This is a genomic window from Terrimonas ferruginea DSM 30193 (genome assembly GCF_000425585.1).
Taxonomy (GTDB): Bacteria; Bacteroidota; Bacteroidia; order Chitinophagales; family Chitinophagaceae; genus Terrimonas; species Terrimonas ferruginea.
Map to the genome: position 1 here is coordinate 97,576 of NZ_KE384401.1, position 25,374 is coordinate 122,949.

Annotated in this window: 24 protein-coding genes; 13 read left to right on the top strand and 11 right to left on the bottom strand. The window is 48.8% G+C overall.

Features of this window, described 5'->3' with window-relative positions; all coding sequences use genetic code 11:
* The first annotated feature begins 89 nt into the window (after positions 1 to 89).
* The 3 genes from H608_RS0118255 (at position 90) to H608_RS0118265 (ending at position 5,307) form a co-directional block, all read left to right on the top strand.
* Complete coding sequence (locus H608_RS0118255) at positions 90 to 3,203, top strand: SusC/RagA family TonB-linked outer membrane protein (protein WP_028788947.1); 3,114 nt, start codon at positions 90 to 92, stop codon at positions 3,201 to 3,203.
* Positions 3,204 to 3,213: 10 nt separating this feature from the next.
* Positions 3,214 to 4,701, top strand: a complete 1,488-nt coding sequence (locus H608_RS0118260; RefSeq protein ID WP_028788948.1) for a SusD/RagB family nutrient-binding outer membrane lipoprotein — start codon at positions 3,214 to 3,216, stop codon at positions 4,699 to 4,701.
* 132 nt (positions 4,702 to 4,833) lie between these two features.
* Positions 4,834 to 5,307 (top strand): hypothetical protein, encoded by a 474-nt coding sequence (locus H608_RS0118265; protein ID WP_028788949.1) that lies wholly within the window; start codon positions 4,834 to 4,836, stop codon positions 5,305 to 5,307.
* A 78-nt stretch (positions 5,308 to 5,385) separates the two neighbouring features.
* Here the strand turns inward: H608_RS0118265 and H608_RS0118270 are convergent, their stop codons facing one another.
* Positions 5,386 to 5,823, bottom strand: a complete 438-nt coding sequence (locus H608_RS0118270; protein WP_028788950.1) for a nucleoside deaminase — start codon at positions 5,821 to 5,823, stop codon at positions 5,386 to 5,388.
* Between the two features lie 51 nt (positions 5,824 to 5,874).
* Between H608_RS0118270 and H608_RS0118275 the strand changes: the two genes are divergently transcribed.
* The 3 genes from H608_RS0118275 (at position 5,875) to H608_RS0118285 (ending at position 8,394) form a co-directional block, all read left to right on the top strand.
* Positions 5,875 to 7,248 (top strand): aldehyde dehydrogenase, encoded by a 1,374-nt coding sequence (locus H608_RS0118275; protein ID WP_028788951.1) that lies wholly within the window; start codon positions 5,875 to 5,877, stop codon positions 7,246 to 7,248.
* Positions 7,249 to 7,286: 38 nt separating this feature from the next.
* On the top strand, positions 7,287 to 7,961 hold the full coding sequence (locus H608_RS0118280; protein ID WP_245565778.1) for a glutathione peroxidase: 675 nt from the start codon (positions 7,287 to 7,289) through the stop codon (positions 7,959 to 7,961).
* A 106-nt stretch (positions 7,962 to 8,067) separates the two neighbouring features.
* A complete protein-coding gene (locus H608_RS0118285; protein ID WP_028788953.1) occupies positions 8,068 to 8,394 on the top strand; it encodes a DMT family transporter in 327 nt (108 codons plus the stop codon).
* On the opposite strand, the gene H608_RS0118290 is transcribed toward H608_RS0118285, so the two are convergent.
* Together H608_RS0118290 and dusB are read right to left on the bottom strand one after the other, a co-directional pair.
* The gene (locus tag H608_RS0118290) at positions 8,388 to 10,196 is read right to left on the bottom strand and encodes a MutS-related protein (protein ID WP_051268448.1); all 1,809 of its coding nucleotides are present in this window, start codon (positions 10,194 to 10,196) and stop codon (positions 8,388 to 8,390) included. The two genes, H608_RS0118285 and H608_RS0118290, sit on opposite strands and share 7 nt — an antisense overlap.
* A 30-nt stretch (positions 10,197 to 10,226) precedes the next feature.
* Positions 10,227 to 11,264 (bottom strand): tRNA dihydrouridine synthase DusB, encoded by a 1,038-nt coding sequence (gene dusB / locus H608_RS0118295; RefSeq protein ID WP_028788955.1) that lies wholly within the window; start codon positions 11,262 to 11,264, stop codon positions 10,227 to 10,229.
* A gap of 87 nt (positions 11,265 to 11,351) precedes the next feature.
* Between dusB and H608_RS0118300 the strand changes: the two genes are divergently transcribed.
* The 4 genes from H608_RS0118300 to H608_RS22950 all read left to right on the top strand — a co-directional run bounded on the left by H608_RS0118300 (position 11,352) and on the right by H608_RS22950 (position 14,871).
* The gene (locus H608_RS0118300; protein ID WP_028788956.1) at positions 11,352 to 12,263 is read left to right on the top strand and encodes a CPBP family intramembrane glutamic endopeptidase; all 912 of its coding nucleotides are present in this window, start codon (positions 11,352 to 11,354) and stop codon (positions 12,261 to 12,263) included.
* Positions 12,264 to 12,272: 9 nt separating this feature from the next.
* Positions 12,273 to 13,160 (top strand): phosphatidate cytidylyltransferase, encoded by an 888-nt coding sequence (locus tag H608_RS0118305; RefSeq protein WP_028788957.1) that lies wholly within the window; start codon positions 12,273 to 12,275, stop codon positions 13,158 to 13,160.
* A gap of 59 nt (positions 13,161 to 13,219) precedes the next feature.
* Positions 13,220 to 13,876: a phosphatidylserine decarboxylase family protein gene (locus tag H608_RS0118310; RefSeq protein WP_028788958.1), complete on the top strand. Its 657-nt coding sequence runs from the start codon at positions 13,220 to 13,222 to the stop codon at positions 13,874 to 13,876.
* 77 nt (positions 13,877 to 13,953) lie between these two features.
* The gene (locus H608_RS22950; protein WP_051268449.1) at positions 13,954 to 14,871 is read left to right on the top strand and encodes a hypothetical protein; all 918 of its coding nucleotides are present in this window, start codon (positions 13,954 to 13,956) and stop codon (positions 14,869 to 14,871) included.
* 69 nt (positions 14,872 to 14,940) lie between these two features.
* On the opposite strand, the gene H608_RS0118320 is transcribed toward H608_RS22950, so the two are convergent.
* The 6 genes from H608_RS0118320 to H608_RS0118345 all read right to left on the bottom strand — a co-directional run bounded on the left by H608_RS0118320 (position 14,941) and on the right by H608_RS0118345 (position 21,376).
* Complete coding sequence (locus tag H608_RS0118320) at positions 14,941 to 15,864, bottom strand: transporter family protein (protein ID WP_028788959.1); 924 nt, start codon at positions 15,862 to 15,864, stop codon at positions 14,941 to 14,943.
* Positions 15,861 to 16,478, bottom strand: a complete 618-nt coding sequence (locus H608_RS0118325) for a DUF2911 domain-containing protein (RefSeq protein WP_028788960.1) — start codon at positions 16,476 to 16,478, stop codon at positions 15,861 to 15,863. Before H608_RS0118325 ends, H608_RS0118320 begins: the two co-directional genes overlap by 4 nt.
* A gap of 3 nt (positions 16,479 to 16,481) precedes the next feature.
* Positions 16,482 to 17,498: a cytochrome-c peroxidase gene (locus H608_RS0118330; protein WP_028788961.1), complete on the bottom strand. Its 1,017-nt coding sequence runs from the start codon at positions 17,496 to 17,498 to the stop codon at positions 16,482 to 16,484.
* 29 nt (positions 17,499 to 17,527) lie between these two features.
* Positions 17,528 to 18,334 (bottom strand): MbnP family protein, encoded by an 807-nt coding sequence (locus H608_RS0118335; protein ID WP_028788962.1) that lies wholly within the window; start codon positions 18,332 to 18,334, stop codon positions 17,528 to 17,530.
* An 84-nt stretch (positions 18,335 to 18,418) separates the two neighbouring features.
* Positions 18,419 to 18,793, bottom strand: coding sequence for a hypothetical protein (locus H608_RS23870; protein ID WP_155990247.1), 375 nt, complete (start codon positions 18,791 to 18,793; stop codon positions 18,419 to 18,421).
* Positions 18,794 to 18,850: 57 nt separating this feature from the next.
* Positions 18,851 to 21,376, bottom strand: a complete 2,526-nt coding sequence (locus H608_RS0118345; RefSeq protein ID WP_028788963.1) for a PAS domain S-box protein — start codon at positions 21,374 to 21,376, stop codon at positions 18,851 to 18,853.
* Positions 21,377 to 21,686: 310 nt separating this feature from the next.
* On the opposite strand from H608_RS0118345, the gene H608_RS22960 reads away from it, so the two are divergent.
* The 3 genes from H608_RS22960 (at position 21,687) to H608_RS0118360 (ending at position 23,723) form a co-directional block, all read left to right on the top strand.
* Positions 21,687 to 22,508 carry a helix-turn-helix domain-containing protein gene (locus H608_RS22960; RefSeq protein ID WP_051268452.1) on the top strand — a complete coding sequence of 274 codons (822 nt, stop codon included), beginning with the start codon at positions 21,687 to 21,689 and terminating at the stop codon, positions 22,506 to 22,508.
* A gap of 81 nt (positions 22,509 to 22,589) precedes the next feature.
* The gene (locus tag H608_RS0118355) at positions 22,590 to 23,216 is read left to right on the top strand and encodes an NAD(P)-dependent oxidoreductase (protein WP_028788964.1); all 627 of its coding nucleotides are present in this window, start codon (positions 22,590 to 22,592) and stop codon (positions 23,214 to 23,216) included.
* Between the two features lie 21 nt (positions 23,217 to 23,237).
* The gene (locus H608_RS0118360; RefSeq protein WP_038009078.1) at positions 23,238 to 23,723 is read left to right on the top strand and encodes an anthrone oxygenase family protein; all 486 of its coding nucleotides are present in this window, start codon (positions 23,238 to 23,240) and stop codon (positions 23,721 to 23,723) included.
* A gap of 142 nt (positions 23,724 to 23,865) precedes the next feature.
* Here the strand turns inward: H608_RS0118360 and H608_RS0118365 are convergent, their stop codons facing one another.
* A complete protein-coding gene (locus tag H608_RS0118365; protein WP_028788966.1) occupies positions 23,866 to 24,468 on the bottom strand; it encodes a DUF3575 domain-containing protein in 603 nt (200 codons plus the stop codon).
* Between the two features lie 330 nt (positions 24,469 to 24,798).
* Positions 24,799 to 25,374: a pentapeptide repeat-containing protein gene (locus H608_RS0118370; protein ID WP_028788967.1), complete on the bottom strand. Its 576-nt coding sequence runs from the start codon at positions 25,372 to 25,374 to the stop codon at positions 24,799 to 24,801.

Sequence of the window (25,374 nt, forward strand, 5' to 3'; positions counted from 1 at the left end):
TAATTGTTGACAGACGTGTATTCATGCGCAACAATAAAATCTTTTGCGGCTTAATTTTTGTAAATTCATAGCAAACCAAACAAACTGCTATGAAAAGAAACCTTGCACCATGGGGGATGGTCATGCTCTTCTTCCTCCTGCCTTTTTATGCCTTCTCTCAGTCCCGTCAACTAACAGGCTCCGTCAAAAACAACAAAGGTGAACCTGTTCCCGCCGCCACCATTCAGCAAAAAAATACCACGCATTCAACAGTTGCCGGAGCTGATGGCCGCTTCGCGCTGGAGGTGACGGGTGGCGATGTAGTGCTCGTGGTCAGTTCCGCAGGCTATACTCCTTCGGAAGTAACAGTCGGCACGGCCAACAGTTACGATATCATTCTTACCGAATCCGGTACCATGAGCGAAGTAGTGGTTACCGCAGCATTTGGTGTGAAACAACGAAAGAAAACATTGGGCTATACCGTGCAGGAAGTGTCCAGCTCCGAACTATCCAAAGGACGGGAGAATAGTTTTATCAATGCATTGCAAGGCAAAGTAAGCGGCGTCAACATTACCAACACGGGTGGTGCTCCCGGCGCTGGTTCCGACATTTTGATCCGCGGTATTTCTTCGCTCAGCCCCAACGCCAACAACCAACCGCTGATCGTGATCGACGGGATGCCTGTCAACAATACCACCGTTGTCGGCAGCGTATTGCCCAGCAGTGGCACCAACTTATTGCAGGCCGGCAGTAACGACCAGTTTGCTTTTGCCAACCGCGGCCTTGATATCAACCCCGACGACATCGAATCCGTGTCGGTTCTCAAAGGTGCGGGTGCTACTGCGCTCTACGGTTTGCAGGCCGCTAACGGCGTGCTCATCATTACCACAAAAAGAGGTAATGCAGGCCGCATGAGCATTAACGCAAGCAGCTCCGTAAGCTTCGACTTCCTGACCAAGTATCCCGAGATACAAACGAAATACCGCGAAGGCTCCAACGGCCGTGTAAACGTTGCTTTCGACGGCACACCCGGAAGCAAGTTCCAGACCTTCGGTCCGCCACGTACAGCCGATGATCCGGCGTATAATAATTTCCAACGCGCTTTCACCACCGGTAACCGTTTTAATAATTCGGTTTCCTTGCAAGGGGGAAATGCAAAAGCTACTTATTACAGTTCTTTTTCCGCGCTGAACCAAAGCGGTATCCTGGATTACACCGACTTCAACCGCTATACGTTTAAACTCGCAGGCACCTACCAGGTGTCGGAAAAATTCAGTGTGAATGGTTCTGCTACCGTCACGTCTTCCGACAATACCGCACCGGCTGCCGGTGACAAAGGGGTAATGACTTCTCTGGCCTATCATACGCCTACTTACGATGTGAGAGATTATATGAACCCCGATGGAAGCCAGAAAGTATACGCACCCGGCACTATCGACAACCCGCTGTATGTAGCACGCTTCAGCCAGATGAAGAGCAACCTGTTCCGCACAGTCGGCAACATGGGGTTTACCTATAACATCATTCCGCGCCTCAAATTGGATTACAAGATCGGCGGCGATTTCTATGGAGACAGCCGCACGCGTATTGTTCCCGGTCCCCGTTTCGCCGGTGATCCTACCACACTCGACCTTGCCATCGCTAATGGTGGTTTTATGGTAGAGGAAAGAGTTACCTACCGCGATGTGAACAGCAATGCTTTTCTTACCTGGCAGGATAAATTCAACAACAGCGATTTTGATTATACGCTGATGGCCGGCAACAACATCCAGGTGACCTATACCGATATCATGAACACACGTGGTGAGCGATTCGCTTTGCCCGGCTTTTATGACCTGAGCAATACGGCCAACCTGTATACCAACCGCGCTACCACACGCAGAAGATATGCCGGTGTGTTTGGAAGTGCTAAACTTGGTTTCCGCAATGCGCTGTTCCTTGAACTGACCGGCCGCAACGATTGGAGTTCTACTTTGCCAAGCGTAAATAATTCTTTCTTCTATCCTTCCGCGAGTTTGAGTTATGTGTTCACCGATCTGCATCATATCTCCAACAACATTCTCAATTTTGGTAAGCTGCGTCTTTCTTATGCGCAGGTTGGTAAGGATGCACCGCCTTACAGCAACGGTCCTTATTATGTAGTGGCACCGGGCTTTCCGTTCGTGAGCGGTACTACATCGGTACCCGGCTTTTTACGCAGCTCTGTGTTTGCAGACCCTGCACTCAAACCCGAGATGCAGAAGTCCTTTGAGATCGGAACCGAATTACATTTCCTCCGCGACCGGTTGAATGTTGATTTGTCCTGGTACCAAAGCACCAACGAAGATCAGATTATTCCCGTGCCTATTTCCTACACCGGTGGTTACACTACTTATATCACCAATGCGGGAAGTATCCGCAACCGCGGTATAGAAGTGGAACTCAATGTAACGCCTGTACGTCAGCGCGATTTCCAATGGAATTTTGTGGTAAACTGGTTCCAGAACAGAAGCAAAGTGCTTTCGATCAAAGAAGGCATTTCCGAAATTGCTTTTTACGACGAAGGCCGTATTCTCAACAAACTTACCGTGGGTGGTTCGGCCGGTGATCTTTACGGAACCGCTTACCGCCGCAATGATCAGGGACAATTGCTGATCAACGCGCAGGGCTTTCCCGACTTTACACCGCAGTTTGTAAAGGCCGGTAACTCCATGCCCGACTGGATCGGCAGTATCAATAATACAATTACATGGAAAGGCATTTCGCTTTCCGCTTTATTTGAATACCGCAAAGGTGGTGATGTATTTGACGTAACAATGCGGAATGCCATCCGTAATGGTGTACTGAAAATAACCGAGAACCGTTATCAGCAGGTGATCTTTGACGGCGTGAAAATCTCCGATGGCCGTCCGAATGATATACCGGTTATTCTCGATCACAACTTCTACCGCAACACAAATGCCTTCAATAACATCACCGATGTGATCTTGCAGGACGCGAGCTGGTTCCGGCTCCGCAATGTGAACCTGAGCTACGAAGTACCGAAAAAATGGATGGAACGCACTAAAGTAGTGAAAGGTGCTTCTGTTGGCGTAACGGCCAGCAACTTCATTCTATGGACTCCGTACTCCGGTTACGATCCGGGAAGTACCGCATTCAATGCAGGCTACAACGTATATGGCTTTACCGGAAGTAATATTCCGAACTACAGCTCCGTGATCTTTAACCTCAACCTCACCTTTTAATTAAACTGTCATGAAAAAAAATACAATACTGCTATTGGCCGTTGCAATGACAGGGATACTACCGGGTTGTAAAAAATTCGTGGAAAAGGGAGATGTGAATACCAATCCTAACCGACCTCCTTTTGTAACCCTCAATACCCTGCTGCCTGCTGTAGAAACAGCCACGGCTGCCAATCATACCAATGTGGCGTATATCACGTCGATGTTCAGCCAGCAGATGGCGGCCTATACCAGCGGCCCCATCAACGATGACCAGCACCGCGATGTAAGGATATCTGCTGCTTACGCAGGTATCTATCAGAATGGTTTGACCAATGCCAAAATATTGCTGGACCTCGCGCGCGAACAAGGCTCGCCACATTACCGCGCCATTGCGCGTATTCTGTTTGTTACCAACCTTGCGCTGGCAACAGATACCTGGGGCGAAATACCATTAACCGAAGCATTCAATGCACCGGCGCAACTGTATCCTGCCTACGAAAACCAGCAGTCGATCTATGATTTCATGCACAAATACCTCGACTCTGCGATTACCGAGATAGGGCAAACCAATCCTGCTACGGTAAGACCCGGCGTGGATGACCTCATCTATGGTGGCACGATGGCCAGTTGGACGCAAACCGCCTGGTTCCTGAAAGCAAGGTTGTACATGCACACGACCAAAAAAGGAGTGGCCGCCGCTACCAGTAATGCGCTTACGGCGTTGGGCAATGCGTTCACTTCGTCATCCAAACCTTACCAGGTCGTTTACAGCGACCGCAACAACAATCCGTGGTTCATTCAGGTATCAGGACGTATATCGGGCAGCCAGGTGTTTACCATCGGGCCATCCAAGCGATTTGTGGATGCACTCACCGGCATTACCTATCCCGGGTTATTTGATCCGCGTATCGATACATTGATATTTAAAAGCGGGACAGGCGTGTATACCGGCATTCCCAATGGTGCAGGCAATGTAAGCAACAACGTAAACCTGACCGACGTAACGTTCTACGGCCGTCGTATTGCTCCGCTGTTGATGGGTTCTTATTTCGAACAAAAGCTGATGGAAGCGGAAGCGCTTTTTCTTGCCAATGGCGGCACGCAAACATCAACAGGATCTACGCCGGCAGCCTATGCGGCTTATATGGAAGGCATTGTTGCCAATCTCCGTTATCTCGGGTACGATACACTGCTCACCACACCCAATGGCATTAAGGGGAAAACGTATGTTAATCTTCCGCAGGTGCGTTCGAGCGCGGCCGCACTGCGCCTGGAGCTGATCATGCGTGAAAAACATGTGGCACTTTTCCTGAATCCGGAAGCATGGACCGATATGCGCCGCTACGACTACAGCACCACTTTGTATCCGGGTGTGGCACTTCCACTCAACCAGGATGCGGCTATGGGGGGTCAGTTTATCCGCCGTGCGCTTTATCCATTAGATGAAGTCAATAGAAATCCGAATGCACAGGCGGCGTTGAAAACGCTGACGACGAAAGTGTGGTGGGATGAGTAACTAATTCAAAATTTAAAAGTCAAAATTCAAAAAAGTATTAAGTTATAAGTTTAAAGTAATAAGTAGTTGAGCTGCGTGATGTAGGATTGCTTTTTGACTTTTGATTTTTTACTTTTTAATTAAATATTTTTTATGAAAAAATATTTCCCTTTTCTTATCGCGATACTGGCACTTGCTGCCTGCGACAAGCGTCATGATTTTATCAGAGATAACGCTTCACCGACCGGCCTGGGCTATGCGCCGGTTAGTACCAATACTTTGCAAAATGTAGTGCCTACTCCTCCGGTGAACCTGGGCACAAGTGCAGCCACGGCTAACGCTTTTGCGGCAGGTGCCACTATCCGTACAGAACTGCAATACTTTTCACAAAGCCCGGTAAAAGAGATCCAGTTTTATAATACGATCGGAGCGGGTACGCGCACGCAGGTGGCGGTTTATCCGTATGCATCGGCATTTTCACAATCCAAGCGACTGGATACTTTGCTGATACCGTATACCATTCCCACCGCTGCCAGCGGCACGGTTATTAAACTCGAGATCGATATTTTAAATGAAAATGGGCTGCGATTGCCAGCACCGAAAGTGGCTTATGTGAAGGTGCAATAGTGAATGGTCAATGGTCAATAGTGAATGAGTTGTTTACGAAAGCAGTTTTTATTCACTATTGACCATTCACTATTCACCCTATCTCTTATTCCGGAAAAACGCCTTCATCAACGCCGCACACTCATGGCTGAGAATGCCATTGGTCAATGCTGTTTTGGGATGGAAAGGTGACACGGGGGCGTGTAATCGCTGGAAGCCATTTTTTTCATCATCGGCTCCCCAGACCACACGACCGATCTTGCTCCAATAGAGCGCACCGGCACACATCACACAGGGCTCCACGGTAACGTACAACGTAGCATCAGGGACATACTTGCCGCCGAGATGACTGAAGGCAGAGGTAAGTGCAATGATCTCGGCATGCGCAGTTGGATCATTGAGCTTTTCGGTCATGTTATAACCGCGCGCGATCACTTTGTTTTGTAATACAACGATGGCACCCACGGGTATCTCATCTTCCTCAAAAGCCCGCTCCGCTTCCCGGAGTGCAAGATTCATATAGTATTCGTCAGTCATGCCGTGATGGTTTGCCTTATAAACGGTAATTTGGGATAAAATTACCTGAAAATGGCCAGTATCGCTTCGCTTCAGCAACTGCGTGATTATTTCAATGCAGGCCACACGCGCCCTTATGCTTTTCGCCGCCGGCAATTGCAGGCGCTGAAGAAAGCCGTGCAAACACATGAGGATGCGCTGCAGGCAGCATTGTACCAGGACCTGCACAAAAGTCCGGAAGAGGCATGGGTAACAGAGACCGGTTTTTTACTCAATGAGATTAAGTATGCCATCAGCCATCTCCGCGAATGGATGGAACCGCAGAAGGTCGGCACCAACCTCCTCAATCTTCCCTCGGGCAGCAGCATTCAGGCGGAACCATTAGGCGTTGTATTGATTGTGGCTCCATGGAATTATCCGTTGCAGTTATTGCTCACGCCTTTGGTGGGCGCCATCGCTGCGGGCAATTGTGTAGTACTGAAAGCAAGCGAGTTTGCGCCTGCCACTGCTGCGGTCATGAAAAAAATGATCACGGATTTTTTTGATCCTTCTTATATTCTTTATACCGAAGGTGATGGTGCGGACGTAGTGCCGGCCATGATGAATAATTTCCGTTTCGATCATGTATTCTACACCGGCAGCACGGCCGTTGGCAAACAAGTGTATAAAATGGCGGCTGAAAAACTGGTGCCGGTTACTTTGGAACTCGGCGGCAAAAGCCCCTGTGTGATCGAAGCGGATGCCGATTTAAAAGTGGCAGCGCGCCGCATCGCCATGACCAAGTTTTCCAACGCCGGGCAGATGTGCATCGCCGTGGATTATGTATTGATCCACGAATCGGTAAAAGATAAATGGGTGGGGGAAATGAAGAAGGCATTGAAAACATTTTTCTCCGATAACCCCGAACAAAGTCACGAGTACGGACGCATCATCAATCATCGCCAGTACGATCGCATCAGTGGTTATCTGCAACAGGGAAAACTGTTGCATGGCGGTAAACAAAACCGCGATACACTTTATATCGAACCAACACTGCTGACGGATATTTCAACAGGTGCTTCCGTAATGGAAGAAGAAATATTTGGCCCTGTGTTACCGGTTATCGGATTTAACGATAAGAAAGAAGCACGCGACATCATTGCGAAGCATCCCGATCCGCTTGCATTCTATGTTTATACATCGGACAAAAACAAAGCAGCGCAATGGTTGCAGGATGTGCCTTCGGGCAATGCGTGTATCAATAACAGCAGCCTGCACGCCACCAATCATCATCTGCCTTTTGGTGGAAGAGGCAACAGCGGCATCGGCGCTTATCATGGCCATCATAGCTTTGATATATTCAGTCACCGGAAAGGTGTGTTGCGCACCCCCACCTGGTTTGATCCGCCAATGAAATATCCCCCGTTCAAAGGGAAATTGAAATTGTTGAAATGGTTAGTGGGCTAATCGTATTCTAATTTTATTTTAATGTAAAATAACCGTGCATGCGTAAACTAAAAAGGATTTTCGTTGTAGTATTGATGCTGACGCTTGTTTTCGCTGCATATGTTATGATCGTAAACAGACATTCAACAGGTATGACAACAAGACAAAAGATCATGAAGGCCATCTATCCGGCGCTGATGTTCTTTACCAAAAACAAAAAGAAAATGCACACGTCAGAACATGCCCAACAGGCAGCAGTATCATTTTACTCATTGAAGTTTACCGGCAACGATCAGCAGGAGTTTGATTTCAGCACGCTGAAAGGGAAAAAAGTATTGCTGGTCAACACGGCATCGGATTGTGGTTACACGCCGCAATATGCCGATCTGCAGAAACTGTATGAAGAACAAAAAGACAAGCTGGTGATCATCGGGTTTCCGGCCAATGATTTTAAAGAACAGGAGAAGGGATCGGATGAAGATATCGCACAGTTCTGCCAGCGCAATTTTGGCGTTACGTTTCCGCTGATGAAGAAGAGCGTGGTTGTTCCCGGCCAATCGCAGAATCCGGTATTTCAGTGGCTCACGGATCCGAAGCAAAACGGATGGAACGACACGGCACCCGAGTGGAATTTTTCCAAGTACCTGGTAGACGAAAAAGGAGAACTGTTGTATTATTTCCCTCCCGGCATTTCACCAACGGGGCCGGAGATACACAAGGCATTGGCAGAGTAGTCCGGGCCTGATTATTGTGTTACTATATTGCCGGTAAGGCGAAAGGAAAGATGAAAATCGGTTTCTTCCGTCTTCCGGCTATTTTTTTATCATTAAAACATAGCGTATGAGTTGGATTTTACTGATTATCGCGGGAATATTTGAAGTGGGATTTGCCACCTGCCTCGGTAAGGCACGTGAAGCAGATACCAATACAACTTTATGGATGACCGGCTTTTTCATTTGCCTGGGCCTGAGTATGTATTTACTTTATAAAGCTTCCCTGGAGATTCCGTTAGGTACAGCTTATGCAGTATGGACAGGCATCGGCGCCGTAGGCACCGTATTGATCGGCATTTTTGTATTCAAGGAGCCGTATAGTTTTCTGCGGATTCTTTTTCTCTGCACACTCGTCGGATCGATTGTCGGTCTGAAGATGGTGTCTTCTCACTGATCCCCTTCTATTACACCCATTTTTTTCATAAGGAACGACGCACTGAGTTTCGTACACACGCCTTGCTTGAGGCGATAGTCGAATAACAGTTCGTCGTTTTTTATTTCCGCTTCGAAACAATTATTCGCTATATATTCCGGGTACTCGCGGATCAGCTCTGCCACAATTACGTCGTGTGTGGCAATGATGCCGAATGCACGCATACCCGCCAGTTTGCGGATAAGACCGATCGTGCCATTCCGCTTGTCATTGCTGTTGGTGCCGCGCAATATCTCATCCAGCAAAATAAAAGTCGGTTGCCCCTGCTCAAGATGCTGAATGATCGTTTGCAGCCTTTTCAATTCTGCGTAGAAAAAGGATTCGCTGTCCTGCAATGAATCCGTGATGCGCATGCTCACATATACATCAAACGGATAAAAAACAAAATTGCGCGCACACACCATACTGCCTGTACGCGCCAGCACCAGGTTGATGCCGACTGTGCGCAGGAAAGTGCTTTTCCCCGACATATTGGAGCCCGTGAGGATCACGAACTGCTGGCCATCAAAGGAAATGCTGTTGTTGACGCGTTTCTCTTCGCGGATCAGCGGATGTCCGAGATCATTGGCAATCAGCTTTGGCGTTTTACTCAGTTCGGGTTTACAGAAAGAAGGATTGTTATAAGCGAGATTTGCAAGACTGTTCAGCGCTTCCATTTCTCCCAATAAATTCAACCAGTCTTCTACCTGCGCACCTTGTTTGCGCTTCCATTTTTCCAGGTTATACAATACATGCACATGAAACTGAAACAATCCATTGAGCAGGATGCTTACCAGGAGGTTCACCACCGTTTCCAGGTAATTGAACAAGGAGGCCAGCCGCGCGATAGACTGCGAAGCCGTGCGCCCTTCGGTGGTGATGCGCTGCTGCATCTGTTGCAGCAGCGGCGCGTTGAATTGCTGTGTTTCGATCTGCTGCAACTGGCCGGCGTATTGCTGCAATAATTTATTGACCGAAGTAGAAACGGAAAGATGTGCAGCAATGCGTCTGCCAAATCCGAAAGAGATCAGCAGGTTCACAATAAAGAGCACATATAGCACATCAAATGCTTTGTCGCTGCCGGTGACAATACCATAAACCATGCTGCTCAGTAGCGCCAGCGGAAAGACCATCAGCAGGTAGTAGGCAATTTTATTGCGGAAGCCATCCGGTGATTTCAACCAGGCTTTGAGTTCGCGTAATTCTTTTTCTTTTGTTTCGTGAATGCTTCCATAGGCCTGCAGGTGCTGACGGAATTCAAGCTTTTGTGCTAACTCCTGAATGGCTTCCTGCCGCCCGGGAATGTTGGCCGTATCGGGGTGTAATAATAATTGCGCCAGCGCATCGCGGCCGAAGGCCGTACTGCAACGGTTGAGGTAGGCATATAATCCGCGTTCGCCAAACAGATCTAGGTCGTAGGAATATGAATGCTGCGGATCGGTGTAAGACGCGCCGCTTTCGTAAACGGAGGGTGCGCCTTCCAGGAATTCTTTTTCATTTTTATTCAACCGCACCAATGCTTTATAAAAAGATGTGCGCATGTCGAGCCTGTCGTATATTCTTACAAGAATAAGAAAGGCCAGGATCGATGCAACGGTACCGATGATGAAGGCGGTATCGCCGGTGCGCATGGATTTATAGCCAAGAAAAATAAAAAGACAAAAGAGAAAAAAACGCAGGAAGCTCAGCAGGCGCAGACGTGCATTCAGTTTGTTACCAATGGCTTCGTATTGTTGCAGCAGTGCAGCATACACAGCTGTACCGGGCAGCGTGGATTGATTCATGGTAAAAATTAAAGCGCAGGGTGCCCGGGTTTATACCGGACATTTTTCATGATAATTGATTAGTTCGATCGGTGTTTTCTCGATCTCATACCCTTCATATTTCACGGCTATTTCATCCAGTACCGCATTGATCTCTTCTTCCGTTTTCAGGGTCACGAGGCGGTTGCGGTATTCTTTTATATTGGGCAGGCCTTTGAGATAGTTGGCGTAGTGACGGCGCATTTCGTTGATGCCCACCACAGGATTTTTCCATTCAACGCTTTTCTTCAGGTGTTTGCGTACCACGCTGATGCGTTCGGTGATGGTAGGTGGTGTGTGGTGCTGTCCGGTTTTTATGAAATGATGGATCTCGCGGAAGATCCACGGATAACCGATTGCGGCGCGGCCGATCATGATGCCGTCGACGCCATAACGGTTTTTATATTCAACGGCTTTTTCAGGGCTGTCGATATCACCGTTACCGAAAATGGGAATATGAATGCGTGGGTTGTTCTTTACTTTACCGATAAGTGACCAGTCGGCTTCGCCTTTGTACATCTGCGTGCGGGTGCGGCCGTGAATGGCGAGGGCTTTGATGCCCACATCCTGCAGGCGCTCTGCCACTTCTTCAATGTTGCGGGTATTATCGTCCCAGCCGAGGCGGGTCTTTACGGTTACGGGCAGGTTGGTAGACTTTACCACGGCATCGGTAAGGCGTACCATGAGGTCGATGTCTTTGAGCACACCGGCGCCGGCTCCGCGGAGGGCTACTTTTTTTACGGGGCAGCCGAAGTTGATATCGAGCAGGTCCGGGTTGGTCACTTCCACGATCTTGGCGGCCAGCGACAGGCTTTCCTCGTCGCCGCCGAAAATCTGAATGCCCACGGGGCGCTCATAATCAAAGATATCGAGCTTGCGACGGCTCTTGATGGCGTCGCGGATGAGTCCTTCACTGCTGATGAATTCCGTGTACATGAGGTCTGCTCCGTTGTCTTTGCAGACGGCGCGGAAAGGCGGGTCGCTCACATCTTCCATGGGCGCCAGCAGCAGGGGAAACTCGTTGAATGTAATGTTACCGATCTTTACCATAATCCTACGCGGGCGCTTTACTTTGGACATCTGCCCGCACTCCTCTATTTTCGTGCCTGCAAATTTACACACTTATCACCGAAGTTTATGGATCAGGATGCAAAAGGTATTTCGTGGCTCGCCGGCTTCTTAATGTTGATCTGCTTTGCGATCGCCGGAGCGGCTTTTGCCGCCACACTCGGCAATCTGGCGTGGCAAGCCCTTGTGCCTGAAGTGGATATCATTAAAGGCATGAAAGATCCGGCGCACAGCACCGCCTCCAAAATGGTGCAGGCACTTTACGCCGTGATGGGTTTTTTGCTGCCCGCCATTGCCACCGCCTGGTTTTTACACCGCAAACCGCTGAAATTGCTGGGCTTCCGCGGCCCGATCATGCCGCAGCAGGCCGCGCTTGTTGTCCTGATTATGCTGGCCGGCCTCGCCGCTTCGTCCGGATTAGGCTTTGTAGGGCATGAACTGCCTTACCCGGCTTCCTGGCGGGAATATTTCGTGAAACTGGAAAACAGCTACAACGACCAGGTAGCTGCGATCATGGGATTGAACAGTCCCGGCGACTTTATTTTCTCCCTGGTGGTCATGGGCTTCCTGCCGGCCTTGTGCGAAGAAGCGCTGTTCCGCGCTGGTCTGCAACAGTTCCTGACACGTTCCACCGGCAAGCCCTGGGTGGCCATCATCGTGGTGAGCATTTTATTCAGCCTCGTGCATTTGTCGGGTTTCGGATTTTTCTCCCGCCTCTTCCTCGGTATCGTGCTGGGCCTGATCTTTCAATACACCGGACGGCTCTGGCTTTGTGTGCTGGCGCATTTCGTCAACAATGCCATCGCCATCAGCGTGGTCTATTATATGAAAACGCAAGGCAAACCGATGGACGTGATCATGCAGGACAACGGTGGCAGCTATTGGGGACTGCTGGCTATTCCGGTAGTAGTGATATTGCTGATGCGTTTACGGAATAAAACACCTCAACCGGCATCAACGGCCGGAGAGCTGCCCGCTTAAAACAACTACATGGCATTCAACTGGCAAACATTTACAACCCGCGCCATTTCAGGACTCAGCTTCGCCGGCATCATGATCGCTGGTCTGCTTTGGAATGCATGGAGTTTTTTATTCTTATTTACCATCATACATTTTGGTTGCTGGCATGAATACCTGCGCCTGGTTGAGCGGATACGACAGGTAGAATTTCATCCCTACACCAAACTCGGCTTCATGCTGCTGGGTTTTGGCGGCATGTTAATGTTTGCAGCAGAACAATACGATATAGCGGGATACAGCATCCGCGACAATGCATCGTTACCGCTGACGATTGCGGGATTTGTATTGCTGGTCATTGGCATCTTCAGAGAAAGAAGATTGCAGGTAAAAGCCTTTGGTATGGCGGCACTCGGCTGGTTGTATATTTCATTAAGCTGGGGGTTGATGTTGGATCTGTATGATACCTGGCTGATGGTAAAACCCGGACTGATGATCAGTATCGCGGCCTTTTTCATTCCGGTCGTACTCATTCTTTCCATCTGGGTGAATGATACCATGGCTTATCTCGTGGGGTCATTCATAGGCCGCACACCGCTGACGTCCATTTCTCCGAAAAAAACCTGGGAAGGAACGATTGGCGGCATGGTGCTGGCAGTACTGGCCATCAGCTTTTTGTTCCCGCTCCTTTTTTACCGCGACTATTTAAATGCGCTTTACCCCGGTCTGCTTGTATTATCGGCAGTGGCCGCAATCTCCGGAACGTTCGGCGATTTGCTGGAATCTTTGTTGAAACGGAAAGCCGGCGTGAAAGACAGCGGCAACATGATGCCCGGGCACGGTGGTTTTCTTGACCGGTTCGATTCATTGCTGATCGCAACACCCTGCTGCTGGCTGGCCTATTGGCTATTTATTCGTTAACCCGGCAGCCTAACGCTGAAAAACACATTCCACTATCTTTGCACCTCAATTTAAAAACAATGACGATTCACAAAGAAGGTTCAGCCACAATCGCCATCACTGCCATCGTGTTTGCTGTTATCAACCTGCTTTCCTTTTACCTGCTCAGTTTCCAGGCGCCCGTGATCAGCACGCTGATCTTTATCGCCACACTGGGCTTGCTCATTTTCATTATTTCGTTTTTCCGCATTCCCAAACGCACCTATACCGTTGGTGAAAACTATATCGTGGCACCCTGCGATGGTAAGGTGGTGGTGATCGAGGAAGTGCAGGCAGATGAATATTTCAATGACCGCCGCATACAGGTTTCTATTTTCATGAGCCCATTGAATGTACACGTTAACCGCAATCCCGTGACCGGTGAAGTAGTGTACAGTGAATACCACAAAGGCAAGTACCTCGTAGCCTGGCACCCCAAATCATCGACGGAAAATGAACGCCACACGGTCGTTTACCGCAAAGGAAATAAAGAAGTGCTGACCAAGCAGATTGCCGGTGCACTCGCCAAACGTATTGTCAATTACGTGCAGCCTGGCCAGCAGGTGCGCCAGAATGATGAAATGGGATTCATCAAATTCGGTTCGCGCGTAGATATCCTGCTTCCGCTGAATGCGAAAATCGTAACCAAGCTGGGCGATAAACCCAAAGGCGGCGTAACTGTAATTGCAGAATGGTAATTGCTTCCCCAAAGCTTTTTTAAATGTCCGGCTAAACCCGGACATTTTTTTTGAGTCTTATAGGAAATAAGCCTGTTATGAAAGCGAAATATTTAATGGCGCTGTGCTTTTCCCTGGCGGCAATGCCGGTTATGGCACAGACCGATTCAACCGGGTTACCCGGAGACAACTTCAGTCTTGAGGCGGCGCTCGATCTCTTCAAAAACTCCGCTTCACCCGAAGCATTTGAAAAAGCCCTCAATACCGAAGGCAATAACGTTAACAACCTCGACCTCAACGGCGACGGCGATATCGATTACATCCGCGTGATCGATCACCGCGACGGAGATGTGCATACGATTGTACTACAGGCTACGATCTCGGCCTCGGAAAGCCAGGACGTGGCCGTGATAGAACTGGAAAAGACGGGCGAGAATACCGCCGTCATCCAGATCGTTGGCGACGAGGATCTTTATGGGGAAGAAAAGATCGTGGAACCCGAAGACGATGGCAACTCAACTTCCTTCCTCTCCGGCGGTACGCGCTATGCGCACGGACCTGCGGTGATGGAAGAAGGTACAGGCATTATCGTAAATGTTTGGTTCTGGCCTTCAGTAAGATTTGTGTATGCACCTGCCTATGTAATCTGGACATCACCCTGGACATGGCGTGCGCGTCCGATGTGGTGGCGTCCCTGGAGACCGGTGCGTCATTCGGTATTCTATGTTCGTTATGCACCCTATCGCCCGCGATATGTGGTAGTGCGCACACACCGTATTGTACGTGCGCCACGCATTTACAGACCAGTGCGCGTAACATCGGTAACCGTATATAATCGTCATCAGGCTTCCGTTACCCGTTATCGCAGCACACGCCGTACAACTACTATTAACAACGGCCGCACGCATAACACACAGGGACGCGTGACGCAAAGAACCACCACCACAAGACAGGGTGTTGGTCCGCGCAAAGTAAAAACAACAAAGACAACAACCGTGCGTAAACCACGGCGATAGCTACAGAGGCGATGATCCGTTCACTACGATTCCCTCCCCTTGAGTTTGGGGAGGGATTTTTATTTTATATTAAAAAGAGTAACTCACATATACCATGCAACGGTCGCGCGCGCGCACTTTCCCCTCACCTAATTGCTGACTGAGCGGATGCTGATAATTAGCACCTATGCCTATGTTGCCGGCTGCAAATTCTGTTCCCACCGTTCCCATCAATGAATGACCGCCGGTTGCGAATACTTCCAGTTCCCGCGTGTTGTGGTCCTTCTGCGATGTTTCATACAACAGACCCGCATTGGGTGATACGACCAGCTTCGATGTTTTCACCGCCTGATAATAAAGCAGACTGTTCAGGGTGAACTTGTTTCCATACCGGTAATCAGCCTGGTTGTAGTTGTTGATCTTATAAGACGAGTTAACATTTAATCCGGCTTTACCGAATTTGATATCATACATCAGGTGAGCGGAAAAATCCATGCTGCCCGTGCCAAGTTGAAATGTATTCTGTCCGGCCTGTTCGATATTCTTTTCTTCTTTATTGTATTGTCCGGTCGGTAATTTGAAGCCCGCACCGATCCAGAGATTTTGCTCCAGCAATTTATCGCCAACAGCTTGCTGGTGATTAAGCAACCGGTAATAACCCACCATGCTCACATCTCCGATGCCGTTGCGGGAAGTGGTGCCTTCCTGGTTTTTTCTTTCAATAAAATTATACGGAACAAAAGCCGCCACGCGGAATCGTTGTCCAAAGTTTACGGCACCCCATACCTCCGCCACGCGATAGGTTTCTTTGGTAGTTAAATAAGTGATACTGCCACCTGGACCAAGATGATCGCGCAGGCCATTTTGCTGAAAGCGCAAGCCGATGAATCTTTTTTTGAACGAAGGCCACAGGCCCATGTATGATCCGCCACCGCCACTGCCGCAGATATCGCAGGCATAAGACGACAGGGAAATAAACAACAGCAAAAATGCTGTTCCCGCAGATTTTATCATTTTGTAGCAATTGAAGTGAAAGGAATATGAATATGTTTTTTCTCCCAGAGAAAAGTAATAGCGCCGGACTGATCATCCACACGGTCTACGGCGTAGGTGAGCCGCGGCGTTTCTTCGTGGTCTTCGGGCGTTACATTGAAGCGTAACACATCTTCTTTGGGATTGTATTCATCCGTTAAATGTTGTTCATGCCGGCTGTTGAATATAGCAATCCATTGATCGCGGCCGGGTATGATGAAGAAAGCATAAGTACCTGCGGGTAATGCTTGTTCATTTATTTTCACCGGGCCATTCAGTTGAATGGTTGTAGCCTGATGAGCGCCGGCCACCCAAACCTGGTCATAGGGAACCAGTCCGCCCCAGATCACGCGGCCACGCACGCCGGGAGAATGATAAACGATGTGTACGTGCACGCCGCCGACAGTTGCCATGGCGGTGCGTTGCGGACTTCCTTTGAGCGTATCGTCTTTGATCAGTCCGTTGTTGATGCTATCGCAATACCCGGACGAAGCGCTCTGCGGCATGTTATGTTTTGAGTGGTCTGTTTTGGCGGGTTCATTGCCGCAGGCGTATAACAAGCACAACAGTATGGCGGGTAATAATATATTTTTCATAATCTATTGCTCCGACAGGAGCCGGTTGGTGATAAAATCTTTATCGTCTAATGTTTTGAGAAATGCGATCAGCTTTGTTTTCTCGTCATCGCTGATGGCAATGCCTTGCCCGGGTTGCAATGAGGGATCGAGGTTGGGTGTGTTCTGCACCCGGCTGCGGTAATGATCGATCACGGCATCCAGCGTATAAAACCTGCCGTCGTGCATGTAAGGAGCCGTGTACGACAAGTTACGGAGGCTTGGTACTTTAAACTTGTATTTATCGGCAGGATTCAGCGTCACGAGATAACGTCCTTCGTCATTGTTGGTGCCGATGGCAATGCCGTTGTTGCGGAAGGAGAAATCCGTGAGCAACGGTTCAGCGTGACAATTGCTGCATTTTTGCTGAAAAACCGTGTAGCCGGCTTGTTCATCTGCCGTAAAGATTTCTTTTCCCTGCTTTACGCGATCATACTTTGCATTGGCGCTTACACAAAGGATCATGAATTGCGAAAGAGCTTTCATCATTCTTGCCGTTGTGATTTCTTCGGAACCAAATGCCTTTTTGAAAAGCTTCGGATAATCGGGGTGTGCTTTCAGTTTCTGAAGAACATTGGCTACGCTTTCATCCATTTCTTCATGGGCCGTGATGGGCGCAATGGGTTGCAGGTCGAGATCGAATACGCCACCATCCCACATAAACGAAGGGCTCCACGCAAGGTTCATAATAGGTGGTGAATTGCGTTTTCCCAACCGGTCGTCGATACCATGACTTACATCGTGGCCATGTTGTGTAAAGGCAGATGACTGGATATGACAGCTACCGCAGGAAATGGTATTGTTTCTTGAAAGGCGGGGCTCATAGAACAGTTTTCTGCCGAGTTCAAAGCCTTCTTTGGTAATGGGATTGTTGTTCAGCGCGTAAGAAGGTTCAGGAAAATGCGAGGGTTTCCGGAAGCCTTCAAACTGGTCAACGATATCCTTGCTGCATGAAACAAGAATAATAAAACCAACGCTGAAAAGCCAGAATCGCTTGCTCATAATTAGCTTATTTGATTGAAAAATGGCGATCAGTTTTCAGTATGGTCATGATAGAACATGGCCGTATAATTATTGGCGATATTGGTGCTGAAATCACTAAACATTACCGTTGGATTGGTGGCAATACTAAGGTTATTGGAATTGTTGAAGATTTTCAGCAGGTCTACCATCAGGTGAATATTGGCATTACGTCCTTTGCGCGGCCGGGCAATGCCGGAGGCAGAAAGGTCGATCGTAATTTTTTTGATGTTGTTGATCGTTGGAGCAGAGTAGCCTCCGAATCCGCCGATATGATAACGGAACTTTCGCTGCCCGGATGGATCAACGGGGGCAGAGGGGGAAATGCCTTCAAACTTTACGAAAATATATCCGCTGTTCCAGCCCCAGTACATGCCGTCTTCCATACCGCCTGAGGGGTCGAGCACGCCGGTACGTTTGGTAATGTCCATGGTGCTGCGCAGGCTGTCAACACCGAGTATAAAGCTGAGCTGCCTGTAATCGCCTTCCGGTACTTTTACCCTGGCGAAACGCGTAGCGGCATCGCTTTCACGAATGAGAAAATAGCTGCTGTCCTGGTTTACTACATATTCGGTGCCATCGGCACGACGAAGGCTGATATTGCTGATAAAGTATTGGAACATACTTACGTTGAAGTCTTCTCCCGCCCCATTGGTGTAGGTAACGGTGTTGAGAAAGAGATTTTGTCCCCCAACGATATTGTCAAATTCAACGGAAAGAGGAACCAATTCACTTTCATCAGATGTGTCGTTTACATCTTTCTTACAGGATACGATGAAGAGCATGGCCACGCTGGCCATGAAAACATATTTTTTCATGGAAATATTAATTAGTGTTCAGAGATAAATACACGTCGGCATAGCCGGTCGGACAAACCGGATGCACATGGATAAAAATGAACACTAGGCAGCGGGAGGATGAAAGAAAGAAGACGGTTGATCAACAGTAGCCGCTACCTGGAATACAGCATATTCGCCGGTAGTGTTGTTGGTTGTTTTCAATTCGCCGGTGTGATAGAAGGAACGGGAGGAGAGTACGAGTAAAGGAACTTTGAGTTCTGCTTTTTTCTCCTGGTTTTCCTGCTCTTTCTTTTCTTGCGCCTTGATCTTTTGCATCAACTGACATTTACCGTCGCAATGAAGCTGTGGTCTGGCCTTGTTGACGCAATCTTTGGCGTAAGCCATGCGGTTGGTATAATAGTCAAGGAAGTAAACGCCCCGCATGAAGGTCTGGGCGGTGAATGAAAGGAGCAATATGATAGCGACTATCCTGTACAAAGCGGCACAAAGATACAGGTAAATAATCCTCGGAATAATGATAATGACGGAAAATGTTTAACAGGGAATGTCCAGTGACAGTATCTGCAGGTCGCCAGCGCGGCCGAGCTTTTTCACTTTTCCTTTTACCAGTTCCACGCGTGTGATAATATCGTCCTGCAACATAAGCAGTTCCGTATCATGTTCGGAATGGTCTATGCCATCATCGCTTACGCTAATGTGCAGCAGTTGTCCTTTACTGATGATGATCGATACTTTCTGCGCCTGCCGCCTGGCTGCCGATTTCAGTTGGTTTTCCAGGATGCGGAAAAGATGAAAACCTGTTGCCGGATCGGCGGAACTGACATCGGGATCAAAGTCGTAACGGATCTTCATGCCTGCCTGCCCGGTATAGTTTTCCACCAGGTCGCCGATGAGGCTGAAATAGTCTTCGTTGATCAGTGTGGTAGGAGCAATGGTTTGTGTGAGCGCCTGTATCTGTTGTGTAAGCGTCTCGATGTTCTCAAGGCTTTTTTGTAAAAATGTTTGCCTGTCCTGGTTGCCATCCATCGATAACTCGATGAACATGCGTGTGGCGGCTAAAGTTTGTGCAAAGTTTTCATGCAGTTCATGCGCGATAAAACTATAAGCCTGATCTTGAATCGCGAGACGAAGTTGTGCGAGTTTTTTCTCGTCGGTGATATCATTGATCTGCGATACAAAGTGCAGTGGTTGTCCTTCGGCGCTGCGGATGAGTGAGACGGAAAGCAGCGCCCATACGGTATGTCCCTGTTTGTGGATGTACCGTTTTTCCATACGGTAATAATCGCGCTTGCCTGCGAGCAGTTCTTCCAGCAGGTCAAGATCACCATCGAGGTCTTCGGGATGTGTGATGTCCTGGAAACGAATCTGTAACAATTCTTCTGCGCTGTAGCCGATGAATTTGCAAAGGCTGTTATTGACCTTTAGCCAGTCGCCGCGGAGACCAACGAGCGCCATACCGGTAGTGGAGTTCTCAAAGGCGCCGCGCAGTTGTGCTTCGTTGATGCGCAATTGTTGTTGTACCTGTTTGCGTTCGGTAATATCGGCCGTATACATCAGGATGCCGCCGATTTCGCCGTCGCGGATATACCAGGGCCGTACTTCCCATGCGATCCATTGAACGGCGCCGTTCTGCCGTACGAATCTGGCTTCGTCGCATTTATCGATGGCCCCCATCATGCAAAGCTGGTGGATCTTTTTCCAGCTTTCTCCTATTTCGGGGAATATTTCATAATGCGAACGGCCGATGATTGACTGGCCTTTCAGGCTGTAATCCTTCAGCCATTGTTGTGATGCGGCAATGTAGTGCATGTTGCGGTCAAACATGGCGAGCGCATTCGGGGCCTGTTCTACGAAGATCCGGTTCCGCTCGTCGCTTTCCCTTAGCCGCACCTGTATCATTTTACTTTCATGAATGTCCTGGAACGTTCCATAAAGCCATGCACATCTGCCTTCGGACATTTCGGCAACGCCGATCGCTCTTACCCATTTTTCTTTGCCGGTATATGTGGTGATCTTTAATTCCAGATCGTAAGGCGTTCCGGTTTCAATTGCTTTGGCAAAAGCGGTTGTGATGGCTTCCTTGCTTTTGGGGTCTGTATAAAAGCCGAGTGCGGAGTTGAGCTCCGGAACAAATTCGTCTGGCACTTCATGTATTTCGCGGGTCACCTGGTTCCAGGTGAGGCTGAGACTGACGGGATCAATTTCCCAGGTACCGATGCGCGCGGCCTGATTGGTTTGTTCCTGTCTGTTGCGAAGTGTGATGAGTGCGAGTTCGGCGGTCTTGCGGACGGTAATATCCTGCAAGGTGCCGGATACGCGGGAAGACCGCCCGTTCGCATCGCGTTGTGATACGCGGCCGCGTTCAATCACCCATATCCATCCATCGATAGCGCTTTTGATGCGGTACTCGCATTCATAGGCCGCCGATACGGAAAGGTATTTGCGACGGATGTCTTCGCTTTTTGCGCGGTCATCGGGATGTATATACGCGAGCCAGTCGTTTCCTGAAAAAGTATCGCTTGTTTCAATACCTGCAATGATCTTCCACTGTGTATTGACGGTAAGCCGGTCCGTGGATACATCCCATTCCCAGGTACCGGCGTTGCTGCCGGCAAGAATATCGTTGAGCCGTTTGTTTTGCTGGTAAAGTTCGCCGAGTGCGTCAGGGCCGGTCTGTAATAATCTTACAAGCCCGAGTACTTTAACAACGCGGCCATCTGCATCCGCCACAGGCAATAAAGTGGTTTGCATCGGCAGGCGGAAGCCTGTCTGGTGACGGTAATGAAGGATGCGCGTGAAACTTTTTGTGGTGGATGATGCGCGCAGATCGTTGTCCAGCGCTTTGGTTTCTTCCGGATCACTGAGCTGCGACCATTCAGGTATGCCGGGTAATGAAGGGGCATAACCTAATAGTTTCAACAGGCCTGAATTAGCCCAGCACTCCTGACTGTTTTCGAGAGTCCTGTACCAGCAACCATCGGGTCCTGAATCCTGGAAAAAATCGAAAAGTGTAAAGTCAGTCCTTAACCTTTGATATAGTTCGTCTTTAAGCGGATGCATGCGGTTAGCAGCTTCTTCGTTAAGCCTTAGGTGTCTTTCAATGAAATAAAGGTATAATGTAAAATGAGAAGAAAGAATACCACTCACCTTTTTTAGCTATTTTATGACAAGTGTCAATGAACTCCTTACCGCTTACTCAATCTTTTCTACGGTTCGCTAATTGATACCTCAAGAAGTCGATAAGGGTTTTGTCCTATGTCGGTTCCGTTCTATTTTTTTCCGGCCACATCGCCGAGCTTTGTATTTCCGGCGGAAACCGGACCGGTTTGCCGGCGTCTCCTCCCGTTTTCTTTAACTTTATAATCTGAATATGATAACGCCCCTGCCAGATCATGAATTATATGTGCCGGAACCGGCATTGCGCCCGTATGTAAAATACATCCGTGTGCTGCGTTGTGGCGGGCAAGGTCAGTCGTTCCGCTTCTTTGCCGACGGATGTCCCGGTGTTATCTTTCACCGTTCCGGCAAGCCGCTGGAAGCCGGGGAAAGCCGCGAAGTAACGGCTCCGTTCTTCCTTTACGGGCAAACAGTAAGGCCGATCGATCTGGTGACGGAGGGGTCATCAACGCTGCTCGTTTTTTATTTTTATCCGCACGTGCTGCGGGGTGTTTTCGGTTTCAACGCACAGGAGATAACGGATGCCTGTGTGGATCTTTCATTGCTGCCGGTGGCACCGGGTATGCGAATGGCCGAGCGTTTGCAGGAGTCGGATTCGATGCATCATGACATCGGTCTGATATCCGGTTACCTGTTGCAACTGATCGCGCTGCAGAAAAAAGAAGTCGACGGCGTATTGCAATATGCGGTTACCCATTTGCTGCGCTCCAAAGGTGAAAAATCGCTCCGTTCCCTGCATAAAGAACTTTGCATGACCGAAAGAACCTTCGAGCGGCGATTCAGCCAGTACATTGGTGTGTCGCCGAGGATGTTCTCAAAAATATGCCGCTTCCAGGCATCATTGAATCAATTGAAAGAAAGCCGCTACGATAAGCTCTCCGATGTTGCATTTGAAAACGGTTATACCGATCAATCTCATTTTATAAGAACCTTCCGCGAGTTTACCGGTTTTTCCCCGCTTGAATTTACCAAACAGCCTGCCCTGCCATTCCGCGAGCATACATTGATGCCCTGATTACTTTGTCGGAATCTTACTATTTATCCCCTTGTTGCCACGGTAGTTTTGACTTATTAAATCACAACAAAAATAAGTTTTATGGAACTACTGATCATCGGAGCAACAGGCACTACGGGCCGCGAAGTGGTTAAGCAGGCGCTTTCGCTCGGGCATCGTGTAACGGCATTCTCCCGCAACCCCGAACCTCTCCGCCAAATACGTCATCACAATCTGCAATTGATGAGTGGCGATGTGATGGATGCCATTTCGGTAGAGAAGGCCGTAAGAGGCAAAGATGCGGTGCTGTCGACATTGGGAGCAGGCCGCAAAGGAACGATACGCTCAGAAGGCACGCGTCATGTTATCGAAGCAATGCAGAAAAATAAAGTCCGCCGGTTTATCTGCCAGACAACATTGGGCGCCGGAGATAGTCGTGTTCACCTGAATTTTTTCTGGAAACATATAATGTTTGGCCTGATGCTGCGCGAAGCTTACCGCGATCACGAAATACAGGAGCGTTATATCATGAACAGCAACCTGGACTGGACCATCGTACGTCCGGCTGCATTGACTGATGGACCCGCAACGGGGCAATACCGTCACGGATTTGGTGAAGAGGAACGTGGACTCAGGCTTAAAGTGTCCCGGCAGGATGTAGCGTTGTTCATGTTGATGCAATTGTCGTCTGAACAGTACGTGCATCAGGCTCCGGGTCTTTCTTATTAAAAAAGTCTTTAAAAAATCAGTATGTCAATTCAGCAAATCATTGTCTTCATCACTGCATTTTTTCTTGCGCTGATGGCCGGCGTATTTTACGCATACAGTTGCTCGGTGAATCCCGGTCTTAACAAGTTGCAGGCGAGTGAGTACCTGCGTGCGATGCAGGTCATCAATCGTGCGATTCTGAATCCATTTTTCCTCCTGCCATTTGTAACAACGGTGGTGCTGCTGCCACTCAGCGCGTGGCTGGCTTACCGTGGAGGCATGAGTGTGCAGTTTTATTTGTTCCTGGCGGCTGCGTTGGTCTATGCCGTCGGTGCTTTTGGTGTAACGATCATGGGAAATGTACCATTGAATGAAATGTTGGATAAAGCGGATCTGACGGTCGCGGATATGGAGCAACTGCGTGTAAGTTTTGAAATTCCGTGGAACAAACTTCACACGATACGTACGGTGAGTATTGTGGTGTCGCTCGTGCTCGTGTTGGCGGCGCTGGTGAAGCGTCAATCGTGAATGGTGAATAAGTCAATGGTGAATCGTCAATTGTCAATTGTCAATCGTCAATCGTGAATAAAACAGCCATAGATCCCTGAGGTTCTCGAAGGGCTCGAAGGCGGTTCCTGAGGCCGATTCTTCGGCCTCTCGAAGGAAAAGATCAGGAGCGTTTATTCAGCCAGATACCGATCCCTACATCTGCAATAAGTGTAAACCGGCCCTCGGTACGGCGAACAAAATTATAGTTGATGTCTTCCGTTAAAACGGACGCAAACTGGTAGCCGGCGCCGAGGTTGATATCAAGACTGAAACGTTTGGCATAGTTGCGTTGCATTCCCCAAATGGCGCCGATAGTTGTAACCGGACGGCGTTTGGATTCTTCGAGCTGGTCGCTGTCGAGCCTCACTTTTGACAGATAAGTCTGAACGGTTGCGCCAAAATAGTTGCCACTGTTGAGTCTTGTGAATTTTTCTTTACCGGCTCTTTTTTCCAGGTTGTAATAATAGCGGTATTGGACCATGGCCGCCGGGTCGAGGTAAAAATCGAACTCACTGCCGAGACTGCTCGAATATAAGTATTGTATAGTCGGGCTGGCATATAGCTGTCCGTAAAGGGTATGTTTTTTGCCAATCGATTTTTCGTAGCTGACGCCGGGGCTGAGGATGGTTGCTTTGAGAACGTCTGTTGTTGCCGGCGGGGAATCCTGGGCATTGACAGATAAAGTGGCACCCGCGAAAGCGAGAGCGAGGATAAGCTTGTGCATGATTGTTGGTTTGGGCGAAGATAATAGGCCTGTTATCAGAGAAAAGTTAAAGTCGACGGATGGTGTGAATCGTGAATCGTCAATCGTGAATCGTGAAGCGTCATCCCGAAGCCTCGGGAGTGAATAAGTCAATAGGCGAATGGATGCTGTTTTTTTGTTGTTTCATGTCCTCACGAATGTTAGAGGATGAACGGTGGATGCTTACGCGCCCTGAAGCTCCTGAGGGACCTTCCGCCATTGTTGGTATTAATACCAACAATATTAAGCAGTTTCCCTTTTACCGTTTACCTTAGGCCGAAGCTTCGGCCCGGAGTGTCGGGCCTTCTACCTTCAACCTTCTATCTCCAGCTCATACTTATCCAGCAACTGCAATGCACCCCCGGCACTGAACCTTGCTTTTTTCATTTTATTGATCTCGGGATTGATGGAGAACAGCGTCGCTGTGCGGAAATCGGTTTTTTCCAATACCGTATTTTCAAACCGGGCACCGGATAATGTCGTTTGTGAAAAGATGGCCGCAGTGAGGTCCGCCCCCGTAAAATCAACTTCCTGCAATGTGCAGTTGCGCCAGGAGGTCTTTTTCATTTTTCTGTTACTGAACGAGGAGAAGTTCAGCGTGCAATGCTCAAAGTCGACCTCAAATAAAAACTCGCTGCAGGTATCAAACAACAACCCCATTAACTTGCAATCTTTGAATTTGATGTTCTTGAATGCGGTTTGCAGCAGTTTCGCATTGCTCAGGTTGCAGTGGTCGAACCGGCAATCGGCGAAATGAATTTCCGACATATCCGTGTTGTCGAACTGACAATGCACAAAGCGGCAGTTGTCATACTCCGCCCTGGGTAGCCGGTTCTGACGGAAATCCTGTTTTTCGAATACCCTGTCTTCCACATAAGAGCGATCCAT